The organism is Vibrio sp. 1F169 (genome assembly GCF_041439605.1).
In the GTDB taxonomy this organism is placed as follows: Bacteria; Pseudomonadota; Gammaproteobacteria; order Enterobacterales; family Vibrionaceae; genus Vibrio; species Vibrio tasmaniensis_A.
On sequence record NZ_JBGOOI010000072.1, the window covers coordinates 1 to 21,807 of the forward strand.

A 21,807-nucleotide genomic window follows, 5' to 3' on the forward strand; every position below is an offset into this window, starting at 1 on the left:
CAGCTCGGAAGGATCCTTCAACCGATCACTTTGGCTTTAACTGATCGGCATTACCGCCTAGTGCGGGACATTTTTTTAGCGGGAGGGGGGATGAAGCGGCTAAAGCGCTTGTCCGTTAACCGACAATTTCACATCAATGTTGCCACGAACCGCGTTTGAGTAAGGGCAAACTTGGTGCGCCGTTTTCACAAGCGTCACAGCTTGTTCTTGCTCTAGATCCAGTTCAATCGATAGAGCAACAGTTAAAGCAAAGCCACCGTTTTCATTTGGTCCAATACCGACTGTTGCAGTCGTTGGCGCCGATGCGATTTTGATTTTCATCTCTTTAGCTACATGAAGTAGAGCATTTGAGAAACACGCAGAGTAGCCCGCAGCAAACAGTTGCTCAGGGTTTGTCGCTTCACCTGTTCCGCCCATCTCTTTAGGGTAGCTCAACGCCACTGAAAGCAGGTTGTCATCAGTAGAAACTTGGCCGTTACGACCTGCAGTAGCTGTAGCAGAAGTTGTGTAGAGTGTTGTCATTGTCTTAGTCCTTGTTTGAGTTGTGCAAAATTAGATTGCGTGCAACTTAATTTTAAAGCTAGCTTAATTGATAAAATTCGAGCGCGCAAGTATATTGTGCACAATTTAATTTATTGGTGAGGTGATCATGAGCGACCAAGATGACTATCTAAAACTGGATAATCAGGTGTGTTTTGCGCTGTATAGTGCATCGAATGCAATGAGTAGAGCGTATCAACCTTTACTGAAAGCGCTTGACCTTACTTACTTGCAGTACATTGTGATGATGGTGCTGTGGGAAGAAAAAGAGATAAATGTCAAAGCCCTAGGCGCAAAAACGCATTTGGATTCAGGTACGTTGACGCCTTTACTCAAGCGCTTGGAAACGAAAGGTTACGTGCTTAGAACTCGCAGTGCTGAAGATGAACGAGTTCGAGTTATTACACTGACGCCTGCAGGGGTAGAGCTCAAAGAGCAAGCGCAGACCGTGCCAGTTGAAATGCTATGTCTTTCTAAGATGAATGAAGATGAGCTTAAATCGCTAAAAGCACAGTGTGAGCAATTGCTTGGCAATTTGACCAAGTAAGCACTTTTAGTTTTTGGCCATGGTAATCAGAAAATAAGAAAGCCAGTTAGTTCGGCTGTTAATTAGTTGCGATTGCTAATTCAAGTAAGACTAACGGGCTTTTTGTATCTGCTGTCGTTTAAATGGCAGCAGATAGTGTATTCAATTGGGATTTATCCCATAAACCAAGATACGAAAATCAAAGCCCCAAAACCGAATGTTGCCATCAGTGCCGTATCGCCACCGGCTGCTGTATAGCTGCCTTCGGTTTGTAGGTGAGGGAAGTCAGGCCTACGAACCTTAACCACCATTGCGAGTGGTCCCCAGATAGCTAGGAACACCAACACCATGCCTGCATAGTCCAGCATGCTCACGAACTGGCTTGCGAACAGCTCTGCTAATACCAAAGGCAATACAAAGGTCAGAGCATAAGCTAATGCTTTGTTGTTGGTGACTGCGTCTTTGTTTTGGTCATACAACGCCATGGATACACCAAGGAAAGAGGTCACCAGTGCTAGCGCTGAGAACAGCGCAATCACGACTTTTAACCAAGCAGATTGACCGCTAAATGCTGAGATCAGTTCTGAAATGTTGTGGAACTGGCTGATCGCGTCTGTACCAAGGTTACCGATAATCGCGAACAACCAAGTTAGGTAGCAGATTAGTGGTATCACTGAGCCTAGCAGAATCATATTGCGGATCTGCTTTTGAGTCGCTTCGCGGTTGTAGATAACCAGTGACGGGATCACCACCATAGAGGCAAAACTGGTAAAGATAACCGCGCTGTACTGCACCACGTCATTGGCCGTGTATTGGCTAGTTTGAGTTAGGTAATCTAGACGGATATTGCTAAACAGAGAGGCAATTACAATAAACAGCATTACCACCATCATGATGAATAGACCACGGTTTAATTTATCGATATAAGACTTACCCGCGACTACAATCACACCCATCAATAGGCTGAAAACGGTATAAGCAGCGGATGCAGAGATGTCTACGCCGACGTCGAGCAATAGCTTATGAATGATGTCGCCAACACCCAAGATATAGGCGATCAGCATGCATACCAGCAGCAGGTAAAAGAGTGCATTGATAAAGTGTTTACCTTTGCTGCCCAGAGTGAGGTAAGCAACACTGCTCATGCCACTGTTGTCTTTCGTTTTGGTACACGCTTCTGCCAGTAGGAGTGCAGAGTAAGTGGTGCCGATAAAGATAAGTAGCATCAGCACTGAGCTGATCATGAAGCCAAACTGGGCCAACACCATGGGAATAGCAAGCATGCCAGCCCCTAATGCAGTTCCCGAAAGGATTAGGGAACTGCCGAATAATTTCATATTCAAAAAAACAACCTCTAGCGATCCAATTAATTTTTGTTTGGATTGTAAATAATTGTTTCCAAGACTAACAAAATACTCAGTAAAGTTAGGGGTTAAATTCTAATTATTTTTGAATTTTTCTAAAAAACTTACAAAGGTATTTCGGAGTATTATCTGTGATCGTTTGACGCATTTTCTTGGTGATTGTATTGGTTGTTTTAGTTAACGTTTATTCATTGTTGAATGATCTAGCAGTCAGAAATATTCGATTAGAAAGAAGTATGTTTGGCGATTATTTTCGCTAGTGTCACAACCCCTTCTTTCCACTCTTTACTCTCTTCGATGTTCGCTACCGTGAAGCGCAAGCAGTGTTTATATTGATCGTTTGTCCCAAATACTGTGCCAGGTAATATTCCCAATTTGTGCTTTAAACAATCTTGGTAGACGGCATAACTATCGACCGACTCTGGCAGTGTTATCCAGTTTAAAAAAGAGCCTTCCGGTTTTGATAGGTGGTATTGCCCGACAAGGTGAGGATAGCTATCTAGTGCTTGTATTAACAGGCTTTGAAATTGCTTTTGATTGGTTTGGTAGAGCCGCTTCATTTTGGATAAGTGGCTGCGATATTTACCGGTAGTGAGAAATTGACCCACCGCGGATTGCATTAAATTGGAGCTGCCCATGTTGTCGCATAACAGGTATTTTTCAACTTGAGCTTGGTAACGACCTGAGAGTAACCAGCCAATACGCAAGCGAGAATCTAAGGTCTTGGACAAAGAGTTGACGTAAATGACTCGATCTTGGTCATCAAGCTCTTTGAGGCTGGCAATGGGTGTGTCGAATGCCAAGCTACCGAATACATCGTCTTCGATAATCGGTAAAGATCCGGAGATATCCAGTAATGCCTTTCGGTTAGCCAATGGCATTCGTGAACCCGTTGGATTGGTAAAGTTTGGTGTTAGCAGTAAGGTTTTTACTTCCCATTTGTTCAACGAACTTTGTAGTGATGGAATATCAATGCCGTGGCTAACACTGCTTGGAATTTCTAGTGCTTGCAAGCCAAGCGATTCAAGTAAAAGCAGATTGCCGAAGTAACAGGGCGACTCGACCGCCACGATGTCTCCCGGTTTGGTTAATGCACGTAAAGCCAGACTGATCGCCTGTTGAGCACCATGTGTAATTGCAATTTCATTCGATCCCGCGGGAACACCTAGATCATGGGTGATCTTTAGCAACTGCTTTACTAATTGCTCGTCACCGGGAGGGAGTTGATAGTAGCCCGGAAGTTGAGTTTGCAAACGGCTATGGCGACCGATTTCGGCGTACAAGCTACGAATAGCCGGGTTGTTGATATTCGGGTGTGCTGAACCTGCCAACAATTTTAGACGGCCTTTTGGGCGAGAGAGAACCGATTTAGTCACTGAAAGCAGATCGACTTTTTGAGGCTGGCTCGGTGCATCCCAGATGGTGGTGTTCGGTGCTTTCACACGATAGCCTGATTTAGGCACAGAATAAACCCAGCCTGTCGCTTCCAGTTCTTGGTAGGCGCGAATTACGGTGTTTTTGCTCACTCCGAGTTGTTCGCTGAGTTGACGAATGGAAGGCAAGCGGTCGTCTGGGTGAAAGAGCCCTTTATCGATCTGAGCCTTAATGTGTTGTTCTATCGCGAGATATTTATTGCCGCTGAGTTCTGCTTCCACGTTTCCCCCTTGTAACTCACACTTAATCTGTAACCATTTAAAGTGTTATATCTGTATCTTTATTAGTTATCTGTACCCAACTAAGGTAACAGCATTGATGAAGAGTTGACCAGAGGTTTGTAATGCTGATTAAAATGATTCCGTTTGTGTTTGTATTATTGTGGTCGTCAGGCTTTGTTGGCGCTCGTCTTGGTGTTGAATACGCTGAACCAGCAACGTTACTTTCACTTAGGATGGTAGCCAACGTGGCGCTATTCTTGGTTTTGATTGCAATCCTTAAGCGTCGTATTCCTCGTGGTCGAGCATTTTTTCACGCTTGTGTGGTGGGCATTTTGATTCATGGCTTCTACCTTGGTGGCACTTATCTCGCGATCGATATGGGTATGCCCGCCGGGTTGAGTTCTCTACTTGTTGGCTTACAACCGATTCTGACGGCATTGATAATGATCAGCTGTACTTCACAGCGTTTTAATTTTGCACAGTGGCTGGGATTAGCGCTCGGTTTTGCGGGTATTAGCTTGGTGTTGATGGGCAATATTGAATGGCAGTCAGACGACCAAAAAGGCCTGGCAACGTTATTGTGTTTGGTTTCTTTGGTGGGTATTACCTGCGGCACTTTGTATCAGAAGCGCTTCTGTCAGGGGACAGATATGGTCGGCGGTGCGATGGTGCAATACTTGGCTTCTGCTGCGTTGTTTCTACCGTTCGCAATGCGTTACGAAACTATGCAGGTGAACTGGACTATCGAGTTCACGTTAACTCTGGCTTGGCTAGTGATTGTTCTATCGTGCATTGCTATTCTATTGCTGCTTTACATGGTAGAGCATGGCGCTTCTTCAAGTGTGGCATCGGTGTTTTACCTCGTTCCACCCACAACTGCCATTCAAGCGTGGCTCATTTTTGGAGAGTCATTCGACATTTATGGCGCAATAGGCTTCGCGTTGTCAGCGACCGCTGTTTATCTGGTGGTGAAAAAGCCTGAGTTGATTAAGTTCCGTAGACGAACAGCATTAGAGAGGTAATGTGTCTACCAAAATTACACCAATCGTAGTAACTAACTGGTCACCCTAGCTTGTTAAAAATCTCGATAACTTCGTTAGAATTTTTGATTGTAGAATAACTACTTATCGAAAAATTCTGCCTTGTTCTCAAGCTTTTTTCCTACGCTATTTTTGATCACTTACTTACTGTGATTGGTATAACTCGACTTGAAATAGATTGCTAGAAACAAAAAAGAGCCTGAATATTCAGGCTCTTTCTGTATCAATATTGGCTAGCGACTATTGATTAGCGCTGCATTAAACAAGCGTAAGCCGTGGTAAACGGTGCTTCTTGGTACTGCTTAAGGCCTGTTTCTTTGAACTTCATCATAAGAGGGTTGCGCTTAAGGCTTTCTTTGATTTCATTCGGAGATACAACGGTTACGTCTAGGCCGTCGATCAACTGAATTGCCGCTTCTAGTTTGAAGCCGAAGCCACCGCCGGCAAATTTGCCTTTAGTTTGGCGTTGACGAATTACCACTTTTTCTACTTGGTAATCTTCCATTAACTTTGCAAAAGAAAATTGAAAATCTTTCATATTCTGTGTGTCGTTTGCGTCACTAATAGCAACTTTAGAAACTCGGCAATCAGGAATGTTAAATACACCGTCTGATAGAGATAGAAGACAGATGACTGCATCGTTACCTTTGATTTCAACACCACAAATTTTCATGTTCTTACCTACTTATTTTAGAGCCCTATATTATGGTGTTATTTCGATGACTTCTCCAGTAATAGAACATGTCTAAGGTAAATAAATTCAATATTGTCCACTTTAACTTTTTCAGGTTGACGTCTGGTTAAATGCGAAGCACTCGTTTTCATCGTCTAGTTTTATATGCGATGAGATTCACAAAACTATAGCTGGCTTTTTTATCGATACTGTATATTATGCGCGCGTCCCTATTTAATGTGTGGTTATAAACCCTCTATGAATATCAAAAACCTTTCTATTAAGAGTAAAATTGCGATCCCTCTAATGGTTATCGTGATTGTGTTCTCAACTGTTACTGTGCTTAACGTGATTAAATCTAACGCGCAAGCAGCGATTAACCATGAGCTCAATAATGTGGTTCAACCGGTTCTCGACAACCTAGAAGATGGGTATCGAGATATCTATCAAGTCATTGCATCTGCCCAAGGCCTGTTGCTTGCGAAAGATCAAAAGGCAATTGAATATCAACAATTCGAATTCAAAGACAACGCTTACAAAGCCGTTCCACGCTTTGAGAGTGTCCAAACTCTATATACCGCAGGTGTCTTAGACTCATCTTCTCAAGACGAGCTAGCGAAACTGGTAAAGGCGATGAAAAAGTGGGTAGCATTGCATGAACCAATGTTTGCAGATCCTGCCAATGCTCTTCAATACAACATAGATTACTCGCCAGCATTAGACGCTGAGTTTTCGATCATTCACGATCAACTCGGCTATATTAGAGAGCTGATTGCAGTAAAACAAAAAGAGCTTCGCCAGCAAGCTAATGACTCGATTGAAGAAAGTAAGCTGATCATCGAAGTAGGTATGGCCGTGGCGGTACTTGCGGCTTTGTTTTCGATGTGGTTATCGAACCGTTTTATCGTTCAGCCGATTCAGAGCGTAGAGAAAGCGATGAATGAAATCGCATCGGGTGACGGTAACTTGGCTCAGCGAATGAAAGTTGAAGGTTCTGATGAGATTGCTCGTTTAAGTTCAGCGTTTAACAAGTTTGTTAGTAAGATACATACCACTGTTGAACAAGTGATTCTGACATCAAATGCCGTACGTGCAGAGATGGAAAACATCAAATCAATAACGCAGAATGTGGCTGAATTTTCTTCGAATCAACAGAAAGAAAGTGAAGTAGTCGCGGCTGCCGTTCATGAAATGCAAGCGACCAGTGAAACGGTAAGTGGTAACGCGTTAGATGCGGCAACCGCAAGTAACGTTGCGAACAATGAAGTGGAATCAGCAGACAGCACTTTGGGCTTAACCGTAACTTCAATTGAACGCCTTGCGCACGATATCGAGAATGCAGGTGGTGTGGTTCAGGAATTGGATACTGATGTGAAGAACATTGCTTCTATTCTTGGCGTGATCAAAGGCATTGCAGAGCAAACCAATCTATTGGCATTGAATGCGGCGATTGAAGCAGCGCGTGCTGGTGAGCAAGGTCGTGGTTTTGCGGTAGTTGCTGATGAGGTCCGTGCGCTTGCGAGCAAAACTCAAGACAGTACGGGTGAAATCCAATCAATGATTGAACGCTTAGAAGTTGGCGCTAAACATGCCGTTGGCGTGATGACAGAAAGCAAGGCAAGTGGAGAGAAAACCATTGTTCAAGCGGGCACTGCAGCTTCATCATTGAGCGAGATTCGTAACTCAATCGGCAAGATGAATGAGATGAATACGCAAATCGCAACAGCGGCTTCTCAGCAGTCTCAGGTGTCTGAAGAAGTGAACCAGAATGTTCAACGTATCGCGGAAAGCACAATGAAAATGGTTGAGATGGCAAACAATGCAGAGAACGCATGCATCTCACTAGCAGAACAGTGTGAAGCACTTGATAGCCTAGTTTCTCAGTTTGAAGTGTAATCTTTGAGATTGAACAGGCAAAAGTGAGTGGCTAATCGTTTCTAGTTTTAACCCTCACGCATCTGTAATAGACAATAATAAGGCCCGTACTTAATGAGTGCGGGCTTTCTTTTTGGATACGAGTATTTTTTGATAATAGTATTTGTAATACAAGGTCGGTTCGAACTTTGTAGATTGGGTCAATTGGAGCTTTGTGGGTAATGCGATATTAGCTGCAATGAAGGCCTTTGTTGTGCACGGTGCATATTAAGCTAGGTGACACTGATCTATATCTTCAATACACTGTATGGGTAACCATAGTTCAAAATAGGGTAGAGGCATGGCCAATTGGGAAGGGGTAAGTGAGTTTGTTGCAGTGGCAGAGCGCGAAAGCTTTACTGGTGCCGCACAGAAACTCGCTACGTCAGTGGCTCAAATCAGTCGTAGAGTGGCAAATCTCGAGGAACGCCTCGCAGTAAAACTACTCAATCGAACGACTCGTAAGGTTTCTCTAACAGAGGCTGGGCAACTCTATTATCAGCAATGTAAGTTGTTGGTCGAGGGTTTAGAAATTGCTGAGTTAGCCGTCACGCAGATGCAATCCACGCCAAAAGGTTTACTGAAAGTAACGGCACCTGTGACTTATGGTGAGCGTCAACTCGCCCCGATACTTCATCAGTTCTTAAAGCTCCACCCACAAGTCGAACTTGAGCTGATGTTGACCAATCAAAAGCTCGACCTTATTGATTCGGGTGTCGATGTCGCGATTCGTCTTGGTCGCTTAGAAGATTCGAGCCTTGTGGCAAAGAAGCTGTCTCAACGCCAACTCTACGTGTGCGCCAGTCCTGAATACATTGAACGTTACGGTGAACCGCATACACTCTCTGAGTTGAGCAATCATCAATGTTTAGTCGGCGGCTTTGAGCATTGGCGTTTTAAAGAAAATGGGCGACCTCGCTCAGTTCGGGTTAATGGACGCATTAAATGTAACAGTGGCTTAGCCTTACAAGACGCAGCGAAACAGAGTATTGGCTTAGTGCAGCTACCAGAATATTACGTGAGTGAAGATCTTGAGTCTGGCGAATTGGTTGAGGTGTTATCTGATTACCGAGACGATAAAGAGGGGATTTGGGCGCTTTACCCACAGAACCGTAATTTGTCTTCAAAGGTTCGCTTGTTAGTCGACTTCTTGTCTGAGCAATTAGACTAGTTCTATCTGGCAAGACATTATAGACAAGAAAATGGGCTTCAGAACAAAGATTCTGAAGCCCATTTTTATTGATGTTCTATAGCTTTTACTTGCTAAGCACTAAGCACTAAGCACTAAGCACTAAGCACTAAGCATTAAGCATTAAACCGTGAAGCGATCAACCAAGTGGTACAACTCGTTTGCTCGGCTGTTTAGGTTTTGGCTACCTGTACGGTTTTGGTTTGCTAGCGATGCCGATTGAGAACTTTGGTCTGAAATCACAACAATGCGTTGAGATATCTCTTGGCCAACAATATTCTGTTGTTCAGTCGCCGTCGCAATCAGTGAGTTCATGTCCATGATGGTATCAATCGAATCTTGAATTTTAGCAAGTGCTGCAGCTGCTGCGTTCGCTTCTTCTACCGTTTGAGCACTTCTGCTTTGGCTCGAATCCATTGCTTTCACCGCGGCATCTGAAGCGGATTTTAGCTGTTGGATCATTTTGTGAATGTCGCCCGTGCTCTCTTGTGTGCGGCTTGCAAGCTTACGAACTTCATCCGCAACTACCGCAAAACCTCGGCCTTGATCACCAGCTCGCGCGGCTTCAATCGCGGCATTTAGTGCTAATAGGTTGGTCTGTTCCGCTATATCTTGAATGACAGTCAGTGAAGATGAAATGTTCTGTACATCTCCTTCAAGGCGAGATACCACAGTGTTTGCTTCTGATACTTCACTTGCAAGGTCTGCTACGGAACCTGCAGCAGCATTGACTATTTGCTGAGCTTCTTTTGCATTGTTCTCTGCAAGTTTAGCTGAGTCAGCGGCTTGGCTTGCGTTGCTTGAGATCTCTTGCGCAGTTGTCGTCATCTCGGTCATCGCCGTTGCTACTTGTTCTGTCTCTTCACGTTGACCTGTTGCTATCTCGTCGACCTGAGCTGCGCGAGAAGACATGCTGCTCGTTTCTGATACAACTTGCTGACCCACATCGCTCACGCTACGAATGATGGTCTGTAGGCTAGCAACAAAGGCATTAAAGTTCTCACTAAGTTTGGCGAACTCAGGCGCTTTGAAGGTTTCCATTCGAGCCGTTAGGTCGGCCTCACCACTGGCAAAGGCACTGATTGAACGGTCAAATTGCTCGAGTGGTTGCATGATGGTACGGTTCACTGCAACAGCGAAAACCGCTACCACTAAGGCAATCAAGCCACAGAAAATTGCAATGGCAGTCAGTGAGCTTTGTAGTGCAGCATTCGAGCTCTCTTTCATGTCGCTGATCACGGCGTCAATATCGTCAGTATAAAACCCAGTTCCAAGCATTAAATCCCATTGTGGAATAAAGATTGAATAGCTGAGTTTTGGTAACGCAATGGATTGACCTGGCTTAGGAAAGTAGTAAGTGGTGAATTCCCCAATTTTTGAGTTCTTAATCAGGTCTTGGATTAGGTAATTGCCTTGTTTGTCTTGAAGGTCGTAGTAATTTTTACCAATGCCATCGGTACCTTGTCCGATGACGATTCTTACACCCTTAGAGCTGTAGCCAAAAATATAACCAGATTCACCATATTCTAGAGTTTTTAATGTGGGTAATGCTTCTTCAAGCGTGGCACCTTTTTCTAAGAAAGGAGATATCGAAGACTGAGCCATTTGCAGGTACGCTTTGAGTTCCTTTTCTTTCATCGCCATCATATTGCTACGCGTCGATTCTACTTGTTGTGCGGTTAGCTCAGTGCTCTTCATATACGTCACGCTCATCATCCCAATTGCCATTAGTAGCAAAGGGATAAAAGAGAGAATATAAAGGCGGTTTTTGATGGTGAGGGTCATTAGCACTTCCTATGTGATTGTCTCAGGCAATTTTCAACACATTATTAATGTGGTTTCGAAATGTAAACGGACTTGTTGTTGAATTGTTATCCTAAAACCTTTTTGTTTGATAAATATGATGGCGGTTAGGTTTTGAAGTGATAGGTGGTGCAACTAAGTACTTATCTGTAAAAAGAGCCGTTCGTTTCGATGCTTTTGAATTTGGCGCTGCTTTGGTAGAATGCGACGCTTTGTAGCACCCTGCTATGTCTATTCGTTAAGTGAGAAAGATTCATGAACAAAAGCCATGTGACTATTGGTTTAACTAACCCAAAGAGCCCGACAAACGTTGGCGCGGTTATGCGTGCGGCGGGTTGCTACCAAGTCGACGAAGTTAAATACACAGGGCAACGCTACGACAAAGCTGCAAAATTTCACACCGATACCAAGAGTGCAACGCGCACTATCCCGCTTACTGGTGTCGAGTCGTTTTTAGATAACCTTAATTCAGAAACTAAGATCGTATGTGTGGAGTTGGCTGAGGGTGCGACACCACTGCCACGTTTTAAACACCCAGAGAACGCTATCTATATCTTTGGGCCTGAAGATGGTTCTATTTCTCAAGATGTCGCTGACCGAGCTGACCATGTTGTTTATGTACCAACTGTTGGTTGCATGAATCTAGCAGCAACAGTGAATGTGCTACTTTATGATCGCCTTGCTAAGTCAGATGAAATGGACGAGAGCAACGAGCTGATCAAGAAAAGCCGCGATAATCGTAATCACCTGCAAGTGAAGCAGGGGTAGATATCGTTCTAATCGTGTCTGGTCTCTTAATATCCAATGCAGATTAAAGAAAACCCCTTATTCGTAGGAATAAGGGGTTTTTACTTGGTTGATCTCGGATCTTAGGTTTGGCTATTCAGCACATTTGGAAGCCATAATTTTTAATGGTTGCCCCGCATCATCGAATTGTAAGCTCCATACATACTGCCCAGCATTACGAATAGTGATAGCGGTATCTTGACCGTAACCACCTTTAATTAACGAGTTAAGCTGTCCTAACTTTAGGTTAAGCCCATCCGCTGTGAACTGAGGTGACCAAGCCTTGGATGCATATTGCATGCGATAACTGCCCGGTTTTTCAGTGGTGACGACTTGGTAAGTGTTGTCACCTTTATATTCAAACTCTCGTTGACCCACGTGTTTCCAACCTGAATCAGCAAAATTGCCAACCACATAAAGCGGGCTCGAAATAGGGCCTTCAGCTTTTATTGTTGGATTGTCACATTGAGCCATGAAGCCTTGTCCAACTTCATTTCCTGTCGCTAGTATCGCCGCAATTGGCCCTTTTTCACTGGGCTGTGTTATCGACAAGAAACGAGCTTCAAATGGGCTTAGAACGATAGAGTAGTGGCCATCAATAGCTGAGATCGATTGCTTGGATTCAATATCCGTCAGATCAGCTATGGAGCCGACTTTTTCTTTGGTTAGTTTTATGGTTTGTTCTTTGTTGGTAACGTTCACTGCGTAGACAACAGCATCGCCTTCATAGGCTTTGTGATCGACATAGGCGACATCATTGGCCATCAGGTTTGTACGTTTACCTTGTGATAGAGCGGGGTGCGTTTCTCTCAGTTTCATCAAGTTTGTCACGTATTGCTTTAAGTCTTTTTCGTGCGCATTGAGTTGGGCTGTGACACCTTCTACTTTACCGCTAGTACGGGCTACGTGATCATCACACAGACCATTAATAGCACAGTCATCAGTCCATACTTTGTCTGCAAAACCTTCTAGTTGATCGCCTATTTCGTCCCCATAGTAGGTCGTAATTGGGCCGGTATAAGCTGCTTGGAATGAAAATGCCGCTTTATAGCGCTGCCAATACTCTTTGTCTTGTGGAGAAGCGATATCACCGCGCTGTAATAAGTCACCAAAGCGCACAAGGTCATGGTTACCGATCATTAAATTTGGCTTTGCGTGGTCTGGGTATAACGAATGTAAAGACATGCCTTCTGCAAGCCACTCTCCACCTTTGTTCCCCACGCCAGCTTCGTTTACAGCAAAGGTTTCCGTCAGGCGGTAGCGCATCGGGAAATCAAACGCAGAACATAAGGCTGGTGCTTCATTTGAACCGTAGCCGGTTTCAATAATGCGGTTCTCGCCTGCCCAAATTTCCGCGACCATATAACCCAGAGGGTTCACGGTTTTACCTTCGCTGTTTACGTATTCGACTTGAGAAGATGCGGTGTCTACCGTTTCTCTGATTTGACTCCAAGCTTCTTTTGGCACTTGATAAGCTTGATCTAAGCGCCAACCATCAATTTTGAGCTCTTTGATCCAATACTCGGCAACTTCTTGATAGAAGGCTAGGCTCTTAGGGTATGAGACTGGATTATCCTCTCCTTGGGGCAGCTTACCTGTTGGTGACGGCACTACGTTTTTTTTGTGGTGGCCAAATACGCCATCAAAGAAGACATAAAGCCCTCGAGCATGCGCTTCTTCAACTAAGGTTTTAGCTTCTTCCATCGTGCCGAATCTCGGATCGATATTGAAATAATCGGTGGCAAAATAACCGGTTGCATCCAGTCTATCGGCCCAATGGTCTTGGTTTTCGATAGGCTCTGAATTAAAGATTGGGGTTAGCCAAATGCCGTTCATGCCAAGAGATTCAATGTAATCAAGTGAGTCGATAATACCTTGGATGTCTCCGTTATGGTGACTGGTTCCGTAGCCTGTCCCATGACCAATTGAGTCATCACCACTGACAAAGCTTTCAACCATCACTTGATAGATCCTCAAGTCATTCACGTCGGTATTCGTTTGGCATTGGTATGCTGTCGGTTCTTGAACTGATTCAGGTGCAGATTGACAACCTGCAAGTAGGATGGCGGTAACGGCCAACGCGGTATTGGATAGAGAAAGTTTCACGTAAAGGTCCTTATTATTATGATTTAACCTATTATTCACCATCCTGATATTCTATAAATCCTCCGTTAAATAGTGGCAATAGGAGTAGACGGTAGGCTGAGAGACTGAGGTCACAATATGTGGCTAATTTCTTATACATATTATGATGAAGTGCTGATTTTTGAGTCGGAACGAGATTTGTACAGGAAGATATTTTTATGCGGTATGTAACCAGCCTTGTAGAGATTAAGTCATTCTCTGTTTCTAATGTTATCTATCCCGTAAGCAATCGGATATTATCTTGGGTTCATCATTAGATAATTGAAGGGTTAGATAACACCATGGAAGACAAGCAATTACTTGCCGCGCTGCAGCAACACCCTGTCCTCGATCTCTATCAGTTATTCCAAGAAGTTGGTCAAAACCGCTCTCTGTATGCATTACTAGAGAGGTTATCTTCCCTTAAAGAACACCACCAACTGAGCACTCGTCTTAGCCCTTTTAAGCCTCACATCGAAGGGTTGCTGGCTCAATTTGATAGCACTACACCGGACAGTGATATTCTCAAAGCGGTTGCTCTTCAGTCTGAGATTCAGCAACGAGGCCACAGTATGAGTCGTTACATCATGACATCGGACAATCACCGCCATTTTTCCCCAAATGCAGACCTAGTGATGTTTGGTGATTCGATCACCGAATGGGCACCTTGGGCGGATATCTTTCGCGATGTTTCGATGGTCAACCGTGGCTTAGCGGGTGACACCACAACTGGCATGTTGCGCCGTATTGATACCACGTTGAATGTGAAGCCAAAGCTGGTGTGCTTTATGGCAGGGATAAACGATTTGGCTCAGGGTAATGATGTCGAACATATCTACCGGAACTACATTGATATGCTTGAAGTGTGGCAAGAAAACGATATTCGTATATTGGTGCAATCAACGCTTTATGTTGGCTCTAAACTGCAAGGTTTGAACCCATCGGTGGAGCTGCTTAATAGCAAAATAAGCGAGTACTGTTCCCAGCAAGACATTGCGTTCTTAGATGTGAATTCAGTATTGTCACCTAATAAGCTTTTATCGAATGAATACTCATGTGATGATCTGCATCTGAATGCGAAGGCTTACCAAGCTTGGGCTGAGGTTCTTCAACCTACGATAGCTGAGTTACTAAAATAAACTCACGCAAATAGCCAAATAGCCAAATAGCGAAATAGCCAAGTAGATAAATAGACAGACAGCTAATTAAACAGCTAGACCGAAAAACAGCTTAGCTAATACAAGAAAAGCCAACCCCTAGATTTGTTTCGCGAACCATAAGGACATCAATGTGAACCTAAGACAGTTGGAAGTCTTTTACGCCATTATGCAAACCGGAACCGTATCTGGGGCTGCGCGTAATCTGCATGTGTCACAACCTAATGTGACTCGTATTCTGGCACACACAGAGCAACAACTTGGTTTTGGATTGTTTGAGCGTGTCAAAGGTCGGTTGGTGCCAACGGTTGAAGCGAGAACCTTGCTGCCAGAAGCGGAAAAGGTGTATCAGCAGTTAGGTCAATTTCGTTCTTTGACGAATAAGGTTAAGCAAGGACATCAGCACCTACGTATTGGTGCACCACCGATACTGGCGACCAAATTGCTGACTCCGGTCATAGCCCAAATGTCTCGCGAACAAGAGCTCTCTTTTGAGTTGCTGACTACAAACCGTGATGAACTGTGTGCTGGGCTGTTAAAGCATGAGCTTGATATTGCTATCGCATTTGGGGACGAAACACCGCCTGCCATATTAAGTGAAACGCTCTTAACTGAATCCCTCAAGGTTCTGGTTCCATCCCACACTGTTGAACAGTTACCGACGGAATTAACCCTTGATGACCTGATCAATTATCCCTTACCAATCATCGGGCTTGATAGCCGCGATCCATTAGGCCTCCTGTTACATCAAAGCCTTATTGCGCGAGATGAGCATTATCACCATCCGATATCTGTGCGTGGATATAGCGCGGCGGCGGAACTGGTGAAGCATCAAGCGGGGTTTGCGATTGTGGATCCGTGGACGGCAGAGCAGTATCAAAATGACGACTCGGTTTGTGTGCTTTCACTGCAGCCGGATATCCAATTTTCGGTCTCGATGCTTTGCGCAGAGCACACCCCTCAGTCGATTTCCGTTAAGCAATTTATCGCTTCATTGAAGAGCCATACTCAGCCTATAACTTAAGGTTATAGGCTCGCCATAAATTGGTATTCGGCAGTTTCTAAGTTCTTAATTAAAGTAAACCCATACAAGGATTTATTAATTAGGAATACTCATGTCTATCGCTCAACCTTACCTTCTTTTTCTTGGGGATGTTACCGACCCACTTGCCGCAAAAACAGCCCGTGGTATTCACCAATGGCGACCAGAAATCTGCCTAGGTCAGCTTCGCTTAACAGGCGGTACGGTCTCTCTTGGCTTAACGGACATGACCTTGCAAGAGGCGCAAGCACAGGGCGCGAAAACGCTAGTGATTGGCACAGCAAACCCTGGTGGTGTTATTCCTGACTCTTGGCTGCCAACCATAATGGAAGCTGCAGAAATGGGATTTGAGATTGCATCTGGCATGCACCAACGACTGAGTGAATTTTCACCGCTTGCTGACATGCAGCAACATGGATTGACTAAGCTTCATGATGTACGCCATTTTGATGGTGATCTAAACGTTGGTAACGGTAAGCCTCGTCAGGGTAAGCGCCTTCTTACGGTCGGAACCGATTGCTCAGTAGGAAAAATGTTCTCGGCGTTGGCCATTGAAAAATCGCTTAAACAAGCGGGAACGTCAGCTCAGTTTAAAGCGACAGGGCAGACGGGTATCTTGATTGAAGGTAGCGGGATTTCGATTGATGCTGTGGTCGCGGATTTCATTTCCGGCGCGGTTGAAGCGATTAGCCCCGATTTTACCGACCACGAATGGGACATCATTGAAGGCCAAGGTTCGTTATTTAACCCTTCGTTTGCAGGCGTGAGTTTGGGTCTTTTACATGGCGCACAAGCTGATGCTCTGGTGCTGTGTCATGAAGTTGGGCGACCACATATTCGCAACCTTCCTCATGCGCAATTGCCAACGATTGAACAGACGATCGAAGCTAACTTGCAAGCCGCGCGATTGACCAATCCAGACGTGAAATTGGTTGGCATTTGTTTGAACACGTCGGCGATTAGCACTGAAGACGCTGAGACATTATGCCAAGAATGGACCACACTTTATCAAGTACCCGTGACGGACCCGGTTCGTTTTGGTGTACAACACATTACTGATCATTTGCGACATTCACTTTAACGACTTCATCATTTCTACGTTTCCATTTGTTAAAGCGAACATCAACCGAGTGAAATTATGAAGATTACAGCAGAACCCATTACTATCGCGATGCAAACGCCTTTTCGCATCTCTCGTGGCAGCCGAACTGAGTGTCACGTTGTTCGTGTTTACATTGAACATGGTGGCATACAAGCTCAAGGCGAATGTACGCCTTACCCACGATACGGCGAGTCATCGGAGTCTGTGTTAGCGCAAATCCAACAAGCGTCTAGCGCACTTGAAGCTATATTTGCACGAGGCGTTACCGATCCGGCAGAGCTAAGAGATCATCTTCAGTCTTTATTGACCGGAGGGGCAGCGCGAAATGCGGTCGATTGTGCGCTTTGGGATTTTGAAGCGCAGCAGAACGGCCAGATGTTTCCAAATAGCTTGTTTGAGCTACCCAATCAAATCGTTACTGCAATGACAGTCTCCATTGGCACACCAGAAGCGATGGCGACCCAAGCACGAGATTATGTGGCGAATGGTGCGAAACTTCTAAAAGTGAAGCTTGATGGCGAGCAGGTAGTAGAGCGTGTTCGTGCAGTGCGAGAAGCGGCACCCGATGTTCAGATTGTACTGGATGCTAATGAAGCGTGGACAGGGTTGAATCTCGAAGAGTTGTTCAATCAACTTACTGAGTTTGATATCGCGATGATCGAGCAACCTTTGCCGCAACAACATGATGCGTCACTGGCACATATCAATCACCCGATCCCACTGTGTGCTGATGAAAGCTGTCATACCACTTCGCAACTTTCATCTTTGTTAGGCAAGTATGAAATGGTCAACATCAAGCTCGATAAAACCGGTGGTTTGACTGAAGCATTAGTTCTTGCTGAAGAAGCTCAAAGGCTCGGCTTTACTCTGATGTCGGGTTGTATGCTAGGCACCTCATTGGCGATGCGAGCGGCGCTGCCTATTGCGGTTCAATCTGAAATCGTCGACCTTGATGGTCCTGTATTACTTGGCCAAGACGTTTCGCCAGCACTGACTTATCAAGATGGGATGATCATTCTTTAAGGTGGCTTAGCGTTCAGTATTGATGATGCAGGTTATAGGTAGGCACGCGAACTTTTGGACAGAACTTTGTCAGTGACTTTTCTAATTTAGCTATCCTTGAATAACTTTTTGTATCCCAAAAAGCAGAATGCCACCGTTGCTACAGGTGGCGATTTTGATAGGAACTGGACAGTTCCATGCGTTGCGCAACAGGCTTCTTTAAATCGTAAACTGCATATTAATTAAGCAAGCACGTCATAATTAATGATTACGTTTGTCTGGTTAGGCTATGAACATAATGTAGCTGAGTCACACCAATACTCAGAGTAGCTAGCATCTTCCCAGCATTCGATTCTAACTGTCCCGAATTCTTTGCCTGTATGTAGCTCTTCTGAAATTACAAAATGTTCAGATAGTAGTATCTGGCTAATTGCCTCACTAAGATCATCAAAACCAGACAGTGTTACGGTTATATGCCCAGATAAGGTCTTAATCTCTATATAGACCTCTAAGATCCCCTGGTCTTGAGACCTGCTCACATTCAAGTTACTCACAAACTCAGGCCTTGCGCACTCAACAATAGTTTTAAATTCGCTCATTGCTCGTTTGTTTCACCATATTTATGCCTGTAGCTCTGAACCCAAGCTCGGTATATAGCTTATATGCCCGCTTATTGTCAGAAGCAACGAGTAATTCTAATTGCTTTACACCTTGAAGCGTCGGTGTTTGTTCAAGCAATCCAAAAACATGTTTTCCATATCCTTTCCCACGATAAATAGGAAATATTTGAATATCATAGATAAACGCTGAGGTGTCTCCCGACTTGTACCCATACCAGAGATAACCTACAACCTCTGTTTTTCTTGCACGTATTGCCTCAATGCACAAAAGATAGTTTTCTCTTGTCTCTAAACCAAATGGTAGACAATCATCCAACTCATTGTTTGCTAGCTTGATGCCTTCATCAACCGTTACCTGATGTGCTTCAGATAACTCTCTACCTCTGAATTCGTTAGAGTACTCTCGATACCCTGTAAACTCTTCAGGTGTCATTTTTCTTATTGAAATCAAAGAATCACCTTGTTTAATCTTAACTCCGATACATCGTTAATTTTGATAGGCAGAAAGGAACTCATGTACTTGTTCTCTTTGCGTAAACCGAAACTTCTCACCTGAAAACGATTCAAAAATTTGATGGTGGAAGCACCATGAACTTTTAGACTCCCGTGTTGAATATTCAGCAGCCCATGTGAGCAATTCTTGGAAGTTCTTCTCAGCTAATCTGCTATCCAACTGTTTTGAGCTTTCAGAGCCTCGTGATAACAGAGAGCTTTTGCAGATAGACCAATCCATATCCAAAAATATTAAGGTATCAGCCGAACCAACAAGCTTCTCAGCCAAAGTCCCAAATACACCCTCGATTACCCACTTAGGTTGTATATTAAGCTTATGCATTTCCTCATCGACTGCTTTCTGAGGACGTTTTTGGTTGTAACCTCCAGACTCCCAAACTATCGAGTCAAGGCTGATCTCTTTCACCCTTAATCGTTTCGCTAACCTTGAAGATAGCCATGTTTTTCCTGATCCAGAGTTACCAATAATAAGAACCTTTTCCATTTACTCTTCACCACGCTTAACGTTGATAATTGATTGTTTTATATAGCATTTATTATGTGGTGACATTCTATGGCTATCGCATCTTGGTGGCAAGCTTTACATAGGTAGGGAATTTGATACTGATTTCTTAACCAATTAATGAATACTCATGCACCAATGCCAAATATGATTTACCAAGAAAAATGAAAGGAAATGGGAGTTTTTGAGCACCGCTTTTTAGCTGCCAGCCATAAGGAAAAGTACTGCGATTTCAGTGCCACGATCCGCCACTGAGTAATTGCGTTAAGAAGAAAAGGGGCAGAGACGAGTTACAGCATTTGCTAAGTTAGCGAAGCTCGGATTATCTCAGGTAGGCCAAATTCGCTTGACTCACTGTCTCGTTCTTGATGGTGCTACTCAGGCTTTTCTGTTCCAAGTACTTTGGTTACCTGAAACAGTCCAACGGGCGTATTTCCTGATATTACATAAGGTTGTATAATGAAAAACCATTTGCATACAGAGTACACCCATGCCCCCAAAGAATCCCACAAACATAGTTCGAAAAGATTTCAGACTAAATAGGCTTGTAATCGCTAAATTGAAAGGCCTTAACGCTTGTGAGATCAATTTCACTCCCCATAGAGTGACAGCCATTATGGGGGTAAACGGTTCGGGAAAAAGCAGCATTCTTCATGCGCTGGCTTGTTGCTTCAAACCAATAGGGGCGTCATCTAAACCAGATAACAGATTCAAAGATTTCTTTACTCCACACACGCATTCAACATGGACAGATACCCAATTTTCTCTAAGTCATTCGTACACCCAAGTTGATACTAAAAAGCGAACATCTAAACCTGTCAACTCAACCGTTGATTATGGGAAAAACAACCGATGGAGACCTATTTATGCTCGACGTCCTGAAAGACCAAGCCAATACATAGGGTTACAGAACCTACCTACTCTTGCAGATAATAGAGGTGCTAGCAGGTTTGCAAAATATGAAACCCAAGAGTTAGACCATCCTAAAAAACAAGTCATCATTGATAAAATGTCATACGTGCTGGGCCGTAAGTATGACTCTCTTGTACTGTGCAAAAGCCGAACAAAAACGTTTTGGGGCTTAGGTCAAAATGGAACAATATACAGCGAGCATACTATGGGTGCTGGTGAGAAAAGAGTTGTAGAGATACTACGGCAAGTTTTTTCACCCGAACTCAAAAACGGTGTCGTGCTAATTGATGAGCTAGAGGCTTTGCTGCATTCCAGCGCTTTTTCAAAGTTAGTAGATGTTTTGATTTCTGCTGCTGAAAGTTTGAACTTGGAGATTGTATTCACAACTCACAGAGAAACAGTAACGGACTTTAGAGATCGTATAAACATTTGTGGTATTTGGAATACGGGTGCTAACGTAATGACATTACCTAACCTTGATCCACGAATCTTTAACCAACTCACAGGGTTAAATCAAAAGTTACTCAAAATCTACGTGGAAGATGATCTTGCTCAACTGACGCTAGATCTACTGCTAGAAGAAAAACAATGGCAAGACTACGTCTCTGTTTCATATTTTGGTGCTGGAGATAATGCTTATGTTGTATTAGCTGGATTATTATTATCTGAGCAACCTATCGATGATGTCTTGTGTGTACTCGATGGAGACATTGACAAAGCTGATGATGAGCGATTACGCAAATTAGGGAAATACTTATCTGGTCAAGATGAGCAAGCTGTAGGCTTCCGAAACGAAGCCCTTAGACAGGTACGACAATTTGTTTTGGAATATGATCCGCCTGAAAATACTAAAGCGGCTCCAGAATACAACCACAAGATGTGGTTAGAAGAGGTTGAAGAAGACGATAGAAATCGATCTCTTTTAGCTGCATCAAGGCAGATTGCCCATTTGCCTGATTGGCATAGATATTATGCTGAACTAAAGAAATACTGCACAAAAAGAGACATCCAAGCGAGTGTTCTTGAGTCTATTCAACATAGTAACCCTGAAAAATGGAGAGCATATGTTGGCGAAGTAAGCTCTTGGATAGAGAGAAAACTAGAAGAAAAAGGGATTCTTGCCAATGAAAATGAACAAGCCGATGAGGAACTCGAAGTATAGATATGAATAGGTTTTCTGGGAACCTATCCATGTTTGTCAGAACTAAACAACAAACCACCCAATGATACATCAAGAAAACTAGGTCATATCACAAACTTCAAAAATGTTGAGAGTAACGACTCTAAATTGATGTATGGAATCCACTCCCTCTCTGCCAGTCTACACTTAGCAGAGTGCCATT

18 protein-coding genes are annotated in these 21,807 nt (G+C 43.9%); 10 read left to right on the forward strand and 8 right to left on the reverse strand.

Annotated elements, in window-relative coordinates; genetic code table 11:
* Window positions 1-99: 99 nt before the first annotated feature.
* Entirely contained in the window at window positions 100-522 is a 423-nt protein-coding gene (locus ACED53_RS19390; RefSeq protein ID WP_012601111.1) for an organic hydroperoxide resistance protein, read from the reverse strand.
* A gap of 127 nt (window positions 523-649) precedes the next feature.
* Between ACED53_RS19390 and ACED53_RS19395 the strand changes: the two genes are divergently transcribed.
* Window positions 650-1,087 carry a MarR family winged helix-turn-helix transcriptional regulator gene (locus tag ACED53_RS19395; RefSeq protein ID WP_029223898.1) on the forward strand — a complete coding sequence of 146 codons (438 nt, stop codon included), beginning with the start codon at window positions 650-652 and terminating at the stop codon, window positions 1,085-1,087.
* Between the two features lie 152 nt (window positions 1,088-1,239).
* Here the strand turns inward: ACED53_RS19395 and ACED53_RS19400 are convergent, their stop codons facing one another.
* Complete coding sequence (locus ACED53_RS19400; protein ID WP_012601109.1) at window positions 1,240-2,403, reverse strand: amino acid permease; 1,164 nt, start codon at window positions 2,401-2,403, stop codon at window positions 1,240-1,242.
* A gap of 251 nt (window positions 2,404-2,654) precedes the next feature.
* On the reverse strand, window positions 2,655-4,085 hold the full coding sequence (locus tag ACED53_RS19405; protein WP_017101277.1) for a PLP-dependent aminotransferase family protein: 1,431 nt from the start codon (window positions 4,083-4,085) through the stop codon (window positions 2,655-2,657).
* A 122-nt stretch (window positions 4,086-4,207) separates the two neighbouring features.
* Here ACED53_RS19405 and ACED53_RS19410 point away from each other — a divergent pair, with 122 nt between their 5' ends.
* Window positions 4,208-5,107, forward strand: a complete 900-nt coding sequence (locus tag ACED53_RS19410; protein ID WP_017101278.1) for a DMT family transporter — start codon at window positions 4,208-4,210, stop codon at window positions 5,105-5,107.
* Window positions 5,108-5,372: 265 nt separating this feature from the next.
* On the opposite strand, the gene ACED53_RS19415 is transcribed toward ACED53_RS19410, so the two are convergent.
* The gene (locus ACED53_RS19415; protein ID WP_009846243.1) at window positions 5,373-5,798 is read right to left on the reverse strand and encodes a DUF3010 family protein; all 426 of its coding nucleotides are present in this window, start codon (window positions 5,796-5,798) and stop codon (window positions 5,373-5,375) included.
* Window positions 5,799-6,056: 258 nt separating this feature from the next.
* Here ACED53_RS19415 and ACED53_RS19420 point away from each other — a divergent pair, with 258 nt between their 5' ends.
* Both ACED53_RS19420 and ACED53_RS19425 read left to right on the forward strand, forming a co-directional pair.
* Window positions 6,057-7,694, forward strand: coding sequence for a methyl-accepting chemotaxis protein (locus ACED53_RS19420; protein WP_029225526.1), 1,638 nt, complete (start codon window positions 6,057-6,059; stop codon window positions 7,692-7,694).
* Window positions 7,695-8,013: 319 nt separating this feature from the next.
* Window positions 8,014-8,883 carry a LysR family transcriptional regulator gene (locus tag ACED53_RS19425; protein ID WP_009846245.1) on the forward strand — a complete coding sequence of 290 codons (870 nt, stop codon included), beginning with the start codon at window positions 8,014-8,016 and terminating at the stop codon, window positions 8,881-8,883.
* 141 nt (window positions 8,884-9,024) lie between these two features.
* On the opposite strand, the gene ACED53_RS19430 is transcribed toward ACED53_RS19425, so the two are convergent.
* Window positions 9,025-10,686, reverse strand: coding sequence for a methyl-accepting chemotaxis protein (locus ACED53_RS19430; protein ID WP_017097657.1), 1,662 nt, complete (start codon window positions 10,684-10,686; stop codon window positions 9,025-9,027).
* A 273-nt stretch (window positions 10,687-10,959) separates the two neighbouring features.
* On the opposite strand from ACED53_RS19430, the gene ACED53_RS19435 reads away from it, so the two are divergent.
* The gene (locus tag ACED53_RS19435; RefSeq protein ID WP_009846247.1) at window positions 10,960-11,472 is read left to right on the forward strand and encodes an RNA methyltransferase; all 513 of its coding nucleotides are present in this window, start codon (window positions 10,960-10,962) and stop codon (window positions 11,470-11,472) included.
* Between the two features lie 111 nt (window positions 11,473-11,583).
* On the opposite strand, the gene ACED53_RS19440 is transcribed toward ACED53_RS19435, so the two are convergent.
* Window positions 11,584-13,638, reverse strand: a complete 2,055-nt coding sequence (locus ACED53_RS19440; RefSeq protein WP_017101280.1) for an alpha-amylase family glycosyl hydrolase — start codon at window positions 13,636-13,638, stop codon at window positions 11,584-11,586.
* A gap of 278 nt (window positions 13,639-13,916) precedes the next feature.
* Here ACED53_RS19440 and ACED53_RS19445 point away from each other — a divergent pair, with 278 nt between their 5' ends.
* The 4 genes from ACED53_RS19445 (at window position 13,917) to dgcA (ending at window position 17,938) form a co-directional block, all read left to right on the forward strand.
* The gene (locus ACED53_RS19445; protein ID WP_017101281.1) at window positions 13,917-14,753 is read left to right on the forward strand and encodes an SGNH/GDSL hydrolase family protein; all 837 of its coding nucleotides are present in this window, start codon (window positions 13,917-13,919) and stop codon (window positions 14,751-14,753) included.
* Window positions 14,754-14,904: 151 nt separating this feature from the next.
* Window positions 14,905-15,795, forward strand: coding sequence for a LysR family transcriptional regulator (locus tag ACED53_RS19450; RefSeq protein ID WP_017101282.1), 891 nt, complete (start codon window positions 14,905-14,907; stop codon window positions 15,793-15,795).
* A 91-nt stretch (window positions 15,796-15,886) separates the two neighbouring features.
* A complete protein-coding gene (gene dgcN, locus ACED53_RS19455; protein ID WP_017101283.1) occupies window positions 15,887-16,894 on the forward strand; it encodes an N-acetyltransferase DgcN in 1,008 nt (335 codons plus the stop codon).
* A gap of 57 nt (window positions 16,895-16,951) precedes the next feature.
* On the forward strand, window positions 16,952-17,938 hold the full coding sequence (dgcA, locus tag ACED53_RS19460; protein WP_017101284.1) for an N-acetyl-D-Glu racemase DgcA: 987 nt from the start codon (window positions 16,952-16,954) through the stop codon (window positions 17,936-17,938).
* A 564-nt stretch (window positions 17,939-18,502) separates the two neighbouring features.
* Here dgcA and ACED53_RS19465 read toward each other — a convergent pair.
* Both ACED53_RS19465 and ACED53_RS19470 read right to left on the reverse strand, forming a co-directional pair.
* Window positions 18,503-18,988 carry a GNAT family N-acetyltransferase gene (locus ACED53_RS19465; RefSeq protein ID WP_029225527.1) on the reverse strand — a complete coding sequence of 162 codons (486 nt, stop codon included), beginning with the start codon at window positions 18,986-18,988 and terminating at the stop codon, window positions 18,503-18,505.
* 36 nt (window positions 18,989-19,024) lie between these two features.
* The gene (locus tag ACED53_RS19470; protein ID WP_017052153.1) at window positions 19,025-19,534 is read right to left on the reverse strand and encodes a hypothetical protein; all 510 of its coding nucleotides are present in this window, start codon (window positions 19,532-19,534) and stop codon (window positions 19,025-19,027) included.
* Between the two features lie 508 nt (window positions 19,535-20,042).
* On the opposite strand from ACED53_RS19470, the gene ACED53_RS19475 reads away from it, so the two are divergent.
* Entirely contained in the window at window positions 20,043-21,626 is a 1,584-nt protein-coding gene (locus ACED53_RS19475) for an ATP/GTP-binding protein (protein WP_017101286.1), read from the forward strand.
* The last annotated feature ends 181 nt before the right edge of the window (window positions 21,627-21,807 follow it).